We start from the raw sequence: 12,348 nt of genomic DNA, 5'->3' as shown, positions 1-12,348 counted from the left end.
ATGGCTGAAGGGTTGCTACTCGACATCGACGGGGTGATCGTCACCTCGTGGGAACCTCTGCCCGGTGCCGTCGAAGCGTTGGAGGCGATCTCCGCATCGGGGATGCCCCGGATGTTCTTGACCAACACGACATCCAAGTCGAGGAGTCAGATCGCGCAAACGCTGACCCGAGTCGGATTCGAAGTGGATGACAATGAGGTGCTGACCGCCGCGGTGCTCACGGCCGAATACCTGCGTGCCAAGCACCCGGGCAAGCGGGTGGTGGTCCTCAACGAAGGACAGGTCTCCGACGACATGGACGGGATCGATCTGGTCGAGGACAACCCGGATGTGGTGGTATTCGGCGGTGCCGGGCCCTCATTCACCCACGAGCTGCTCTCGAAGGCACTGGGCTGGATGATCGACGGCGTACCCGCCATCTCGATGCACCGGTCGCTGTCATGGTCGACCGCGTCGGGGCCGAAGATCGACACGGGTATCTACTTGGAAGGCCTGCAGAAGGCGACCGGCAAGAAGATCCCCGCGATCGGGAAGCCGTCTCCACTGGGATTTCGGTCAGCGATCGAGATGCTCGGAGTCGCTGACCCGGCCGAGGTGGTCATGGTCGGCGACGACATATTCAGCGATGTTCTCGGCGCGCAAAAAGCTGCCATGGTCGGGGTTCTGGTTCGCACCGGAAAGTTCCGGCCCGAACAGCTGGAGGTATTGCAGGCAGACGAGTTCGGGCAGGTCCCCGACCATGTCATCGACTCGGTCGCAGACCTGCCCGCGCTACTGGAAAAACTCTGATCCACCGTGATCAGGCGATGGCGAGCTTGATCTTCGTCAGCGTCTGATTCATCCCGTCGACCAGCTCGGCGTCAAACGGCTTCTCGCCGCCCATCGCGGCATTGATGAGGACCTGGGAGACCTTGCTGGTCCCTTTGGGTGCCTCGCGGCGTTCCGTCAGCTTCACGCCGTCGGCGGTGGGCGTGATGGTGAAACTCCACACGCTGTTGTTCTCGGCGATCCTGTAGGCGATCTCCTTGTTCGGCTCGTACCGCACCACTTTCGACCTGGTCGGCCACACCAGCAGCCCGCGCTTGTTGATGTTGATGGTTTTGGTTCCGAGGGTGACCGGTCCGCCGCCGCGCACGATGGTCTTGCGGCACTGCGGGCTCCATTCGCCCATCCGTTGCAGGTCGGACACCACCTTCCAGACCTGCTCCGGGGAGGCTTTGATCTCGGTGGACGCTTCGAGCAATGGGGCAGCCATGTTTCTCCTGTCGCGGTTCTACGTCATGAACGAACTCGTCGGTACGGCTTCATCAATGAACCGCGGACCCGACTTCGTCAATGTACGTTGTCACTATCCGATCAGGATCTTGTCATAGTCTGCGATGCGATCGGACAGGGTCCGCAGATGTTCCGCGCTACCGCCGAGGGTGTGTTCGATGGCAAGTAGGCGACTGGCGTAGTGACCGACCGGATACTCCGCGGTGATTCCGATGCCGCCGTGCATCTGAATGGCTTCCTGGCCGACCTTGCGGGCCGACCGGCAGATCTGCAGTTTGGCTCGCGAGGCGATGACCGGATCGATGTCGCCGTCTGCGAGCGACACCGTCGCATACAGGCTCATGCTGCGGGCCAGCTCGACAAGGACGTACAGGTCCGCGGCCCGGTGCGTCAGCGTCTGGAACGTGGCCAGCGGCACTCCGAACTGCTTGCGCTGCTTCAGATACTCGGCCGTCAGGCGCAGGGTTTCGTCCATGGCACCGACAGCCTCGGCGCACAACCCGACCTGCGCGAGTACCTCGCTGCGGATCAGCGCAGCAGCGGTGTCACCGGAATCGAGCAGGGCCGCCGGAGCGTCCTGCAGGTCGATCTGGGCGCCGCGCCGGGAGTCATGCGTCCGGAACGGCGTGCGCGTGACACCACGGTCAGCAGAATCGACCAGGAACAGCCGGACGGCGTCGTCGAGGCGGGCGGTGATGACGATGACGTCGGCGCAGTCGCCGTGCAGCACCGGATTCTTGATGCCGGTCAGCGTGTAGCCGTCGCCGGATGGGGTCGCGGTTGTCGCGACCGCCGCGTTCGGCCAGCGATCGCCGGGCTCGATATGGGCGAAGGCGGCCAGCACTTCACCGGCGGCCAGCGCAGGCAGGTACTTCGACTTCTGCTCGGCGCTGCCGGTGTCGGCGATGATCCCGCCGGGGATGATCACCGCGTCGAGGAGCGGTTCGGGTGCCAGGGCGCGGCCGAACTCGCCGAGGACGGCACCGACCTCTTCGGGGCCTGCACCCATTCCGCCATCGTCCTCGCTGAATTGCAGGCCGAGAATCCCGATCTCTGCCAATGACTTCCAGAGGTCGCGACTCCAGCCGAGGTCGGTATCGGTGACTGCGCGGAGCTTTTCGAGATCGTAGAACTTGGACAGCACATCGCGCGTGGTGTCACGCAGCATCGTCTGCTCTTCGCTGTATTCGAAATCCATGGTGTTCGGTGGTCCTTTACAGGTGCGGGGGCGACTACAGCCCGAGGATGGAGGACGCGATGATGGTGCGCTGAACCTCTGACGAGCCGCTGTAGATCGACACCTTCCGGTAGTTGAGGTAGGTCGGGACCGTCTCCTGCGCCCAATGGGGAGAGCCGATGTCGGCAGCCTTGACGGCAAGCGAATCGACGCCTGCGATGTCGGCAAGTAGTTCCGTCGAAGCCTGCTGCAACTCACTGCCGCGAAGTTTGAGGACTGACGAGACCGGGTCGGGCTTTCCGTTCGCCGATGAGGCGACCACCCGCATCTGCGTGAGTTCCAGTGCCAGTAGTTCATTTTCGAGTTCGGCGAGCCGAGCTGCGAACAGGGGATCTCCAAGAAGGGTTCCGTTGCCGGAGGGGATCGTCGCGGCGAGTTCCTTGGCGCGGGCCAGCCGGTTCTTGGTGATACCAACCCGGGTGACCCCGGCGCGTTCGTTGCCGAGCAGGAACTTGGCGTAGCTCCATCCGGCGTTCTCTTCGCCGACAAGATTTCCGACCGGTACCCTCACGTCTTCGAAGAAGACCTCGTTGACCTCATAGCCGCCGTCGATCAGCTGGATCGGACGGACGGTGATGCCAGGGGTCTTCAGGTCGATGAGCAGAAAACTGATGCCCGCCTGTCGTTTTGGAGCATCCGGATTGGTCCGGACGAGTGCGAAGATCCAGTCGGCGAACTGCGCCAGCGTGGTCCAGGTCTTCTGGCCGTTGACCACATAGTGGTCACCGTCGCGCACAGCCCGGGTCTTGAGGGATGCCAGGTCGGAGCCGGCTTCGGGTTCGGAGAAGCCCTGGCACCACCAGATGTCGAGGTTGGCGGTTGGCGGGAGGAACCGTTCCTTGAGTTCTTGCGAGCCGAAGTTGGCGATCACCGGCCCGACCATGTCGGCGTTGAAAGCCAGCGGTTCCAGGACGGAGGCGAGGTTCATCTCGTTCTGCCAGATGTGCTTTTGTACCGGCGTCCAGTCTTTGCCACCCCACTCGACCGGCCACTTCGGTACTGCCAGGCCATGTTCATTGAGTTTGCGCTGCACGGCGATCATGTCGTCGGGAAATATCGAGGTGCCGGCCGCGGCACGCTCGCGGAGTTCTTTGGGTATTTCGGTGGTGAAGAAGGTGCGCAGTTCCTCGCGGAAGGCAACGTCTTCGTCGCTGAGTTTGAGGTGCATGGTTCCTTGATACTCCCGTTCGCGTGGGGTCGCGTCGCGATCTACGCACATCGCCTGATCCACGGAACACTGTAGGCCCGGACATCGTCGCCGATCAGCACGATGATGATCTCTCCGCAATTCAGATGGTCGCGGGCGTGAACGTAGCCGCCATGTCCTTGCGATGTGACCTCACAGTTCACACGGACAGGTACTGATGTCCGCTGACGGTTTCGCCGAGGAGGTCGGTGACCGCTCGGACCCGTCGTGAACGCGAGGTATCTCGTGCGACCACTTGCCAGTAGACGCGTTCGACCGAGAAGTGTTGCGGCAGTATTCGAGTCAGTGCGGGATCGGCCTCGCCGACGTAGGTCGGCAGCGGTGCGATGCCAAGACCTGTCCGGGCCCCCTGGTGATGTCCGGCAATGTTGTTCATCTGCACCCGGGCCGTGATCCCGGGTCCGAGATGGTCGAGGATCTGCAACGGCTCGACATCGAGTAGCGCATCGACGTACCAGATGATGGTGTGCTCGTTCAGCGCACCGAGTTCGGTCACCGGACCGTGTGACTCGAGGTAGTCGCGCGCCGCGTACAGGCCGAGGGTGTAACTACCCAATCTGGTGATCAGGCTGGAACGGCGATTCGGGCGCTCCAGCGTGATCGCCACGTCGAAATCGCGGACTGTGAGCAGGTCGTGGCTGGTTGCGGTCACCACTTCGACGGTCAGCTCCGGATGGCTTGAACGGAGTTGCAGCAGGGCAGGCGCCAACACATACACCCCGAAGCCATCCGGAGCGACGATGCGAACCGATCCGGTGAGCTCGTCGGTTGGGGTGGTGGTGGCGTAGGCGGCAGCCACTGCGGCCTCCACGGCGAGGGCGTGGGGGAGCATGCGTTGTCCGGCGGCCGTGAGCTGCCAGCCGGAGGTGTGCCGATCGAAGAGTCGCTCGCCGGTCTCGCGTTCGAGGGCTGCGATTCGCCTGCTCACGGTGGTGTGGTCGACCTCCAGGCGGCGACCGGCTTCGATGAGTCGCCCTGTTCGGGACAGCTCCAGCAGGTATCTCAGGTGGTCGGCACTCGGCATGCCCTCATTCTGTCGTGTGCATTTATGCAGATGCAAATGCAGTATTGGCTGTTGACCGTGCGTTGATGCAAGGGCAGCCTTGGGGTAACCGCCAACGTTCAAGTGACCACCAATGTTTCAAGGAGAGTGCAGATGTTCGAGATCGCCCACTGGTCAGAGGGGAAGCCGTTTACCGGCTCATCCGATGTGCTTGCGCCCGTGACGAACCCGGCGACCGGTGTGGTGAGTGGGCAGGTGCGGCTGGCGTCGGTCGAAGACGCGAGAACTGTGATCGCAGCCGCCGCTGCCGCGTTCCCGGCCTGGCGCGATACCTCGTTGTCCAAGCGCACCTCGATCATGTTCAAGTTCCGGGAACTGCTCAACGAACGCAAAGGCGAGTTGGCGCAGATCATCACGGCCGAGCACGGCAAGGTCGTCTCCGACGCGCTCGGCGAGGTTGGCCGGGGCCAGGAGGTCGTCGAATTTGCCTGTGGCATACCGCACCTGCTCAAGGGTGGCTACACGGAGAACGCTTCGACGAACGTCGACGTGTACTCGGTGAGCCAGCCGCTGGGACCGGTTGCGATCATCTCGCCGTTCAACTTTCCGGCGATGGTCCCGATGTGGTTCTTCCCCATCGCGATTGCCGCAGGCAACACCGTGGTGCTCAAGCCGAGTGAGAAGGATCCGTCGGCGGCCTTGTGGATGGCGCAATTGTGGGCCGAGGCAGGGCTGCCCGAGGGGGTGTTCAACGTCTTGCAGGGTGACAAGGTGGCGGTGGACGAGCTGCTGACCAACCGGTCGATCAAGTCGGTCTCATTCGTCGGCTCCACGCCGATCGCGCAGTACGTCTACGCCACCGGGACCGCTGCGGGTAAGCGGGTGCAGGCGCTCGGCGGCGCCAAGAATCACGCCATCGTGTTGCCCGACGCCGACCTGGATCTGGCTGCCGACGCCATGGTCAATGCCGGATTCGGCTCAGCCGGTGAACGCTGCATGGCGATATCGGTACTGGTCGCTGTCGGTGACATCGCCGACGAACTCGTCGGAAAGATCGTCGATCGCACCCGGCCGTTGAAAACCGGTGATGGCACCAAGGATTCGGACATGGGGCCGCTGGTGACCGCTGCGCACCGTGACAAGGTCCGCGGTTATGTCGACGCCGGTGAAGCGGAGGGCGCCACGGTCGTGGTGGATGGACGCACGATCACCGAGAATCCTGATCGACCGGCTGATGGGTTCTGGCTCGGGCCGACGCTGCTCGATCACGTCACCCCCGAGATGAGCGTGTACGCCGATGAGATCTTCGGGCCGGTCCTTTCGGTTGTGCGCGTTGAAACATATGACGAGGCATTGGACTTGATCAATGCCAACCCCTATGGAAACGGGACCGCGATCTTCACCAACGACGGCGGTGCGGCCAGGCGTTTCCAGAACGAGGTCGAGGTGGGAATGGTCGGCATCAACGTGCCCATCCCGGTTCCGATGGCCTACTACAGCTTTGGTGGCTGGAAGGCCTCGCTGTTCGGGGACAGCCACGCACACGGCATGGAAGGCGTGCACTTCTTCACGCGTACCAAGGCCATCACCAGTCGATGGCTCGATCCGAGTCACGGCGGCATCAACCTCGGATTCCCTGAGAACAGCTGAGTCCTTTCGGTGCCGGGAGATTTCATGACAACGGATATCGCACTGCCGCGTTTGCTGCGACTCGGAGGAGGTTCACTCAGTGCAGTTGGTGAGATCGTTGCCGCCCTTGGTGTCACCCGCCCGCTGATCGTCACCGACTCCTACCTCGTCGGATCGGGTGTGGTGGCGAGGGCGTCGGAGATCCTCACCGCCGCCGGTGTGGACGTTGCGGTATTCGCCGAGACCGTGCCCGACCCCACCACGGAGTCGTTGCAGGCCGGGCTCGATGCCGTGCGAGGGCATCGGGCCGACTCGGTGATCGGATTCGGTGGCGGTAGTCCGATGGATACCGCGAAAGCGCTGGCCGTGCTTGCCGTGTCGGGAGGTGAGATGCGGGACTTCAGGGCGCCGCGCCAGTATTCGGGTGATGCGCTCCCGATCATCGCGATTCCCACAACCGCCGGAAGCGGTTCGGAGGCGACGAAATTCACGGTCATCACCGACAGCACCTCGGACGAGAAGATGCTGTGCCCGGGGACCTCGTTTCTCCCCGTCGCTGCGATCGTGGATTATGAACTCACGTTGTCGATGCCACCGCGACTGACCGCCGACACCGGCGTGGATGCACTGACCCACGCGATCGAGGCTTACGTGAGCCGTAAGGCGAACCCCTACACCGACAGTCTGTGCCTGACCGCGATCAACACGGTGGGCAAGCACCTGCGTTCCGCCTACCGTGATGGGCAGGACCGGCGCGCGCGGGAGGCCATGATGCTGGCGTCGATGCAGGCGGGGATGGCGTTCTCGAACTCGAGTGTGGCGCTGGTGCACGGCATGAGCAGGCCGATCGGTGCGCACTTCCATGTGGCGCATGGGTTGTCGAATGCGATGCTCTTCTCGGCGGTGACGGAATTCTCGATCTCCGGTGCTCCTCTGCGTTATGCAGAATGCGCGCGGGCTCTCGGGGTTGCCGGCGACGCGACATCGGATCCGATCGCGGCGAGCGCCCTGGTGGAGGAACTCAAGCGGTTGTGCGCCGACGTCGAGGTCCCGACACCGGCGGCGTACGGCATCGAACGCACGGCATGGGACGGCCTCCTGCCGTTGATGGCGGAACAGGCGCTGGCATCGGGATCGCCGGCCAACAACCCGCTGGTGCCTGACGCGGATCAGATCTGTGACATTTACCGGACGATCTACGCCGGAGCGTAAAACCTCGGCGTAACGGACATCGCGTGCTCTGTGCATGTTCCGTGGCTATACTTTGTGGCTGACGCCGGACCTCATTTGTGAGGGACCCCGTTCTCTTCAACTGAATTGGCGCGGTGAGCTGCCGAACGCGATGGGTTGGTGGAATCGACCGCCGAGTCCCCGCGGTCGACCCTTTCGTTGTCGACTGAGAACCAGGTGGCACAGATGACTGTACAAACGAACCGAGCACCTTCACCGTGGCCGGGATCCGAGTATTCGGCGCTCTTCGACTGGGAACTCGACGATGCCGGGTCCTTGCCGGAGGTGGCGGACAAACTTGCCGCAGTGGGTGAGCAACTGATGGCCGCACATGTCGCCGGCTGGACATTGGTATCGCCGATGCGGGACGGGCGGCTGCACGCACGTCGGCCGTCCCGTCGCAGGCGTGGTCTCGAACCTGTCGGCGGTGTCGATGTTCCCGTGGGCGTCCTGGCCCCGGGCCTTCGGTGGCGGCTTCGGATCATCGACGAGGTTCTCGACGAACCCGGCGCGCAGCTCACCGTTGAGGCGTCCGGCGCAACTCCGTGGCTGGTGGAGCGTGGTGGTGAGTTGTCGCAGTGCAGCGGCCCGGCCGTCGATGACGGCACCATGGCGCAGGTGCGAGCTCAGTTCGGGCCCGGGGAGACCGCCGACCGCAGGTGGGCATTGGTCTCGGCCCGGATCGGTCCATCGATGGATCTGATTGCCGAACACAGTCGGCTTCGGCAGCACGCGGTGGTTGGCGGCGTTGTGGTGCGGACCGTTGAGATTCTGGGCCACCGGCACGCGGCCGACCGCGCGACCACATTGCCTGCGGCAGCGCAGGCGTATCGCCGAATCGCGGCGGCGGCGACGGCGATGCACGGGGTGGGGGCCCGATTGTCCGCCATCGACGACGGATTCGTGATCGTCGAGTATCCGGTATGACCGATGCCGAGATGATTCGGCAGGCATGCGCGATCCCGGACCCGATCGCCGTTCGGCTCGGTCGAGCGGGTTGCGTTTTCGCGACCGAGGAAGCGGCCATTCTCAGGGAATTCGCCCGCAGCCCTGCCGAACTCGACATGTTGTGCAGGCGACGCGTGACCGGTGAGCCGCTTGAGCACATCGTCGGGCACGTGTCCTTCGACGATCTCCGACTGTCCGTCGGTCCGGGTGTCTTTGTGCCACGACAGCGTTCACGATTCTTGGCGCGGGCGACGATCGCAGCGGCACGCGCCGGCCGGGATCCGATTGTGGTGGAAGCGTTTTGTGGTGTCGCGCCGATCGCGTCCGCGGTGAAACGGGCTTTGCCCAGGCTCGAGATCCATGCCGCCGATATCGATGCCGGCGCACTGGAGCATGCCGCCGTCAATTTGGGCGGCACTGCGATGGTCCATCGGGGTGTCGGATTTGATGCCCTGCCCGACTTGTTGCGGGGGCGGATCGGCGTGATCGCAGCCGTGCCGCCGTATGTCCCGACCACCGCCTCGGAATTCTTGCCACGAGAGGCGTTGGACCACGAGCCGCACCACGCCCTGTTCGGTGGTCCGGACGGACTGGACCACATCGGCGGTCTGATCGAGGATGCTCCGGAGTGGTTGTCGGACAACGGTTGCGTTCTGATCGAGATGAATGCGGACCAAGTTGCGTACGCGATATCTCGCGCCGCGAAGGTCGGCTACAGCCTGGAATGGCCGGGCGGCGGCGACCGACAGACGACTGTGGTGGGGCTGCGCCGCGTTCGCTGACCTATGGTGGTCGGGTGAGCATCGAGGTGGCCGACACGCGGAGCCTGCCCGTCTATGAGGCAGGCGCCATCGAGGTCCCGTTTGTCATCGCGGGTGTGTACGAGGTCATCTCGCGCGACACCCAGTGGGAAGAACACTCCCACCCGACGCATGAATTGCTGTGGAGTGCCAAGGGGTCGTCGTCGACCACCGTCGGCCCTCGGGTCTGGACGATCACGCCGACGATCGGCTTGTGGATTCCCGCGGGGGTCCTGCATTCGGGATGGACACCGGCCGGGACAGCGCTCAGCTCAGTGCATTTCAGTATTCGTGAGGTCCCGTCCATTTCGGATGAGCCGGTGGCCGTCGAGGTCTCTCCGCTGTTGCGGTTGTTGCTCGACCGGCTCGGTGCCGATGATCTCGACGATGTATCGCGGTCGACCACGGAGGCCATGGTTCTCGACGTGTTGACCCCGGCGCCACATCAGTTGTTGCTGCGGGTTCCGGAGTCGGCGCTGCTGGCGCCGATTGTCGCCACCGTGCAGGCCGACCCCTCCGACGAGACGCAGTTGGGGGAGTGGGCGAGCCGCCTCGGCGTCAGCGCCCGCACGATCACGCGGGCATTCGATTCCGAGACAGGCATCGGTTTCACCCGGTGGGTGGTCACCGCGCGCGTCCAGCATGCGATCACGTTGCTGGCCCAGGGGCACCCGATCGACCATGTTGCCGGGCGAGTCGGCTATCGCTCGGTGAGCGCCTTCGGAACGGCATTTCGCCGGGTCACCGGAATGAGCCCGGGCCGGTTCCGCGAGCTGTGAGGGGTGTGGGCGGCGACCCACCACTTGTCCGTTTCGCGACAAACCCTGTCACATTTGCTTGATTGCAATCGCAAGCATCGCGATCTAGCCTCTGTTAGGTAATCCTTACCGATGTTGATCGGTCGCCGGTGGGCCCGCCGGTGAATGCGTCTTTTTGTTTCACGAACCGAAAGGGAACAATGTCTCGCGCACCCAAGTTGGTGGCATTCGCGGCGGCAGCGCTGCTCGCGGTCGGGCTCGCGGCCTGCTCGTCGTCCTCGGACGACAACGGCGGCGACGGTGACTTAGCCCCGATCACCATCGAGCACGCGCTCGGAACCACGACCATCACCGAAAAGCCTGAGCGGGTGGCCACCGTGAACTGGGCAAACCACGAAGTGCCGTTGGCGCTGGGTATCGTTCCCGTGGGCATGGCGGCCGCGAACTTCGGCGACGACGACGGCGACGGCATGTTGCCGTGGGTCAGCGAGCGGCTCGATGAGCTCGGCGGCGAAGCCCCGGTGCTGTTCGACGAGACCGACGGTGTCGACTTCGAAAGCGTCGCCAACACCAACCCCGATGTGATCCTCGCTTCCTACTCCGGCCTGACCCAGGAGGACTACGACACCCTCAGCGAGATCGCGCCGGTGGTGGCTTACCCCGAAACCGCGTGGGGCACCCCCTGGCAGCAGATGATCGAGCTGAACAGCAAGGGTATGGGCATGGAGGCCGAGGGCGCCGAGCTCATCGCAGGCCTCGAGGCCGAGGTCGCCGCTGCCGGGACGAAATACCCGCAGCTGCAGGACAAGTCGATCATGTTCCTGACACACGTAGACGCCGCTGATCTCAGCGAGGTCAGCTTCTACACCACCCACGACACCCGCGCACTGTTCTTCGAGGACCTCGGGTTGCAGACCCCCGGCAGCATCGCCGCGGCGTCAGCCGAGACGGAAAAGTTCTCGGCGACACGCAGTGCCGAGCAGATCGACGGCCTCAGTGACGTCGACATCATCGTGACCTACGGCGACGAGGCGCTGGTCGCGACCCTCAAGGCCGACCCGCTGCTGTCCCAGATGCCGGCAGTGGCAAACGGTGCCATCGTGGCCCTGCCCAGCACTCCGCTGGGAACCGCTGCGAACCCGACTCCGTTGTCGATCTCCTGGGTGCTCGACGACTACGTCGCGCTGCTCGCGGAAGCAGCAGACAAGTCCAAGTGACACAAGGTACTTCGCAGTCCGCCTCGGGTGTCGCCATCGTGCGACGCCCGAGACGGGTGCGGGCACTTGGGTTCCTGATCGTCGCCGCAGTCTTGGTTGTGGTGGCGATCTTGTCGATCAAGGTCGGTTCTCGCGGTGTCGACTGGTCGGATGTTTTTGCCGTACTCGGCGGTGACTCCGAGGGAATGAACCAGGCCGCGGTTGAAAAGCGGATACCGAGAACGCTTCTGGCGATCATCGTCGGCGCCGCGCTGGGCGTATCCGGTGCGGTCATGCAAGGCGTGACCAGAAACCCGCTCGCCGACCCGGGCATACTCGGTGTGAACATGGGCGCATCGCTCGCCGTGGTCATCGGTATCAGCTACTTCGGCCTGGCCGCGGCGTCCACCTACATCTGGGTTGCGATCATCGGTGCCGCGGCCGCCGCCGTGTTCGTCTATGGCGTGGGCTCACTCGGTCGTGGTGGTGCCACACCGCTCAAACTCGCGCTCGCCGGTGCCGCCACCTCGGCGGCGCTCGTCTCCTTCGTCACCGCAATCATTCTGGGCCGCAACGATGTCGCCGATACCGTCCAATCGTGGCGCGTTGGCGGCGTCGGTGGAGCGACCTATTCCAGCATCGAGCAAGTTTTGCCCTTCTTGATGGTCGGATTCATCATCTCGATGTTGTCGGCGCGTGGCCTCAACTCACTCGCGTTGGGTGACGATCTCGCCGCCGGACTCGGTGAGCGGGTAGCGCTCGTCCGCGGCGGTGCCGCCCTGGGAGCAATCATTCTCTGTGGCGCGGCGACCGCGGTCGCAGGCCCCATTGCCTTTGTCGGACTGGTCGTCCCGCATGCCTGCCGACTGATCGTCGGTGTGGACTATCGGTGGTTGCTGCCGTATTCGGCCGTCACCGGCGCGGTGTTGCTCACCGTGGCCGACGTGATCGGACGGATCGTCGCGCGCCCCGCCGAAATCGACGTGGGCATCTTGACCGCGCTGATCGGCGCACCCTTCTTCATCTACATCGTCCGTCGTCAGAAGGTCGGTGCACTGTGAGTTC

At 64.0% G+C, this 12,348-nt stretch carries 12 protein-coding genes; 8 read left to right on the top strand and 4 right to left on the bottom strand.

Annotation, left to right across the window (positions count from 1 at the left end; genetic code table 11):
- A complete protein-coding gene (locus AC1TQG_RS24660; protein WP_482141158.1) occupies positions 1 to 789 on the top strand; it encodes an HAD-IIA family hydrolase in 789 nt (262 codons plus the stop codon).
- A 10-nt stretch (positions 790 to 799) separates the two neighbouring features.
- Here AC1TQG_RS24660 and AC1TQG_RS24655 read toward each other — a convergent pair whose 3' ends face one another.
- The 4 genes from AC1TQG_RS24655 to AC1TQG_RS24640 form a co-directional block, all read right to left on the bottom strand.
- Positions 800 to 1,255 carry an SRPBCC family protein gene (locus AC1TQG_RS24655; protein ID WP_482141156.1) on the bottom strand — a complete coding sequence of 152 codons (456 nt, stop codon included), beginning with the start codon at positions 1,253 to 1,255 and terminating at the stop codon, positions 800 to 802.
- A 93-nt stretch (positions 1,256 to 1,348) separates the two neighbouring features.
- Complete coding sequence (locus tag AC1TQG_RS24650; RefSeq protein ID WP_482141154.1) at positions 1,349 to 2,473, bottom strand: acyl-CoA dehydrogenase family protein; 1,125 nt, start codon at positions 2,471 to 2,473, stop codon at positions 1,349 to 1,351.
- A gap of 34 nt (positions 2,474 to 2,507) precedes the next feature.
- Positions 2,508 to 3,680, bottom strand: coding sequence for an acyl-CoA dehydrogenase family protein (locus AC1TQG_RS24645; protein WP_482141152.1), 1,173 nt, complete (start codon positions 3,678 to 3,680; stop codon positions 2,508 to 2,510).
- 178 nt (positions 3,681 to 3,858) lie between these two features.
- A complete protein-coding gene (locus AC1TQG_RS24640; RefSeq protein ID WP_482141150.1) occupies positions 3,859 to 4,743 on the bottom strand; it encodes a LysR family transcriptional regulator in 885 nt (294 codons plus the stop codon).
- A gap of 132 nt (positions 4,744 to 4,875) precedes the next feature.
- On the opposite strand from AC1TQG_RS24640, the gene AC1TQG_RS24635 reads away from it, so the two are divergent.
- The 7 genes from AC1TQG_RS24635 to AC1TQG_RS24605 all read left to right on the top strand — a co-directional run bounded on the left by AC1TQG_RS24635 (position 4,876) and on the right by AC1TQG_RS24605 (position 12,344).
- Complete coding sequence (locus AC1TQG_RS24635; protein ID WP_482141148.1) at positions 4,876 to 6,372, top strand: CoA-acylating methylmalonate-semialdehyde dehydrogenase; 1,497 nt, start codon at positions 4,876 to 4,878, stop codon at positions 6,370 to 6,372.
- A gap of 24 nt (positions 6,373 to 6,396) precedes the next feature.
- On the top strand, positions 6,397 to 7,563 hold the full coding sequence (locus AC1TQG_RS24630) for an iron-containing alcohol dehydrogenase (RefSeq protein WP_482141146.1): 1,167 nt from the start codon (positions 6,397 to 6,399) through the stop codon (positions 7,561 to 7,563).
- Between the two features lie 204 nt (positions 7,564 to 7,767).
- Positions 7,768 to 8,508, top strand: a complete 741-nt coding sequence (locus tag AC1TQG_RS24625) for a hypothetical protein (protein ID WP_482141144.1) — start codon at positions 7,768 to 7,770, stop codon at positions 8,506 to 8,508.
- Complete coding sequence (locus tag AC1TQG_RS24620; RefSeq protein ID WP_482141142.1) at positions 8,505 to 9,311, top strand: class I SAM-dependent methyltransferase; 807 nt, start codon at positions 8,505 to 8,507, stop codon at positions 9,309 to 9,311. The genes AC1TQG_RS24625 and AC1TQG_RS24620 overlap by 4 nt, the downstream gene beginning before the upstream one ends.
- A 14-nt stretch (positions 9,312 to 9,325) precedes the next feature.
- Complete coding sequence (locus tag AC1TQG_RS24615) at positions 9,326 to 10,108, top strand: AraC family transcriptional regulator (protein WP_482141140.1); 783 nt, start codon at positions 9,326 to 9,328, stop codon at positions 10,106 to 10,108.
- A gap of 179 nt (positions 10,109 to 10,287) precedes the next feature.
- Positions 10,288 to 11,304 carry an iron-siderophore ABC transporter substrate-binding protein gene (locus AC1TQG_RS24610; RefSeq protein WP_482141138.1) on the top strand — a complete coding sequence of 339 codons (1,017 nt, stop codon included), beginning with the start codon at positions 10,288 to 10,290 and terminating at the stop codon, positions 11,302 to 11,304.
- A gap of 38 nt (positions 11,305 to 11,342) precedes the next feature.
- Positions 11,343 to 12,344: a FecCD family ABC transporter permease gene (locus AC1TQG_RS24605; RefSeq protein ID WP_482141477.1), complete on the top strand. Its 1,002-nt coding sequence runs from the start codon at positions 11,343 to 11,345 to the stop codon at positions 12,342 to 12,344.
- Positions 12,345 to 12,348 lie beyond the last annotated feature (4 nt).

Source organism: Williamsia sp. Y844 (assembly GCF_056786475.1).
The sequence above is the reverse complement of the archived record's forward strand: the minus strand, read 5'-3'. Positions and strand labels throughout refer to the sequence as shown.

What these genes read in the sequence shown, in the direction of transcription:
- AC1TQG_RS24660 (WP_482141158.1), top strand. Translation starts at nt 1, where the DNA reads ATGGCTGAAGGGTTGCTACTCGACATCGACGGGGTGATCGTCACCTCG.
- AC1TQG_RS24655 (WP_482141156.1), bottom strand. Translation starts at nt 1,255, where the DNA reads ATGGCTGCCCCATTGCTCGAAGCGTCCACCGAGATCAAAGCCTCCCCG.
- AC1TQG_RS24650 (WP_482141154.1), bottom strand. Translation starts at nt 2,473, where the DNA reads ATGGATTTCGAATACAGCGAAGAGCAGACGATGCTGCGTGACACCACG.
- AC1TQG_RS24645 (WP_482141152.1), bottom strand. Translation starts at nt 3,680, where the DNA reads ATGCACCTCAAACTCAGCGACGAAGACGTTGCCTTCCGCGAGGAACTG.
- AC1TQG_RS24640 (WP_482141150.1), bottom strand. Translation starts at nt 4,743, where the DNA reads ATGCCGAGTGCCGACCACCTGAGATACCTGCTGGAGCTGTCCCGAACA.
- AC1TQG_RS24635 (WP_482141148.1), top strand. Translation starts at nt 4,876, where the DNA reads ATGTTCGAGATCGCCCACTGGTCAGAGGGGAAGCCGTTTACCGGCTCA.
- AC1TQG_RS24630 (WP_482141146.1), top strand. Translation starts at nt 6,397, where the DNA reads ATGACAACGGATATCGCACTGCCGCGTTTGCTGCGACTCGGAGGAGGT.
- AC1TQG_RS24625 (WP_482141144.1), top strand. Translation starts at nt 7,768, where the DNA reads ATGACTGTACAAACGAACCGAGCACCTTCACCGTGGCCGGGATCCGAG.
- AC1TQG_RS24620 (WP_482141142.1), top strand. Translation starts at nt 8,505, where the DNA reads ATGACCGATGCCGAGATGATTCGGCAGGCATGCGCGATCCCGGACCCG.
- AC1TQG_RS24610 (WP_482141138.1), top strand. Translation starts at nt 10,288, where the DNA reads ATGTCTCGCGCACCCAAGTTGGTGGCATTCGCGGCGGCAGCGCTGCTC.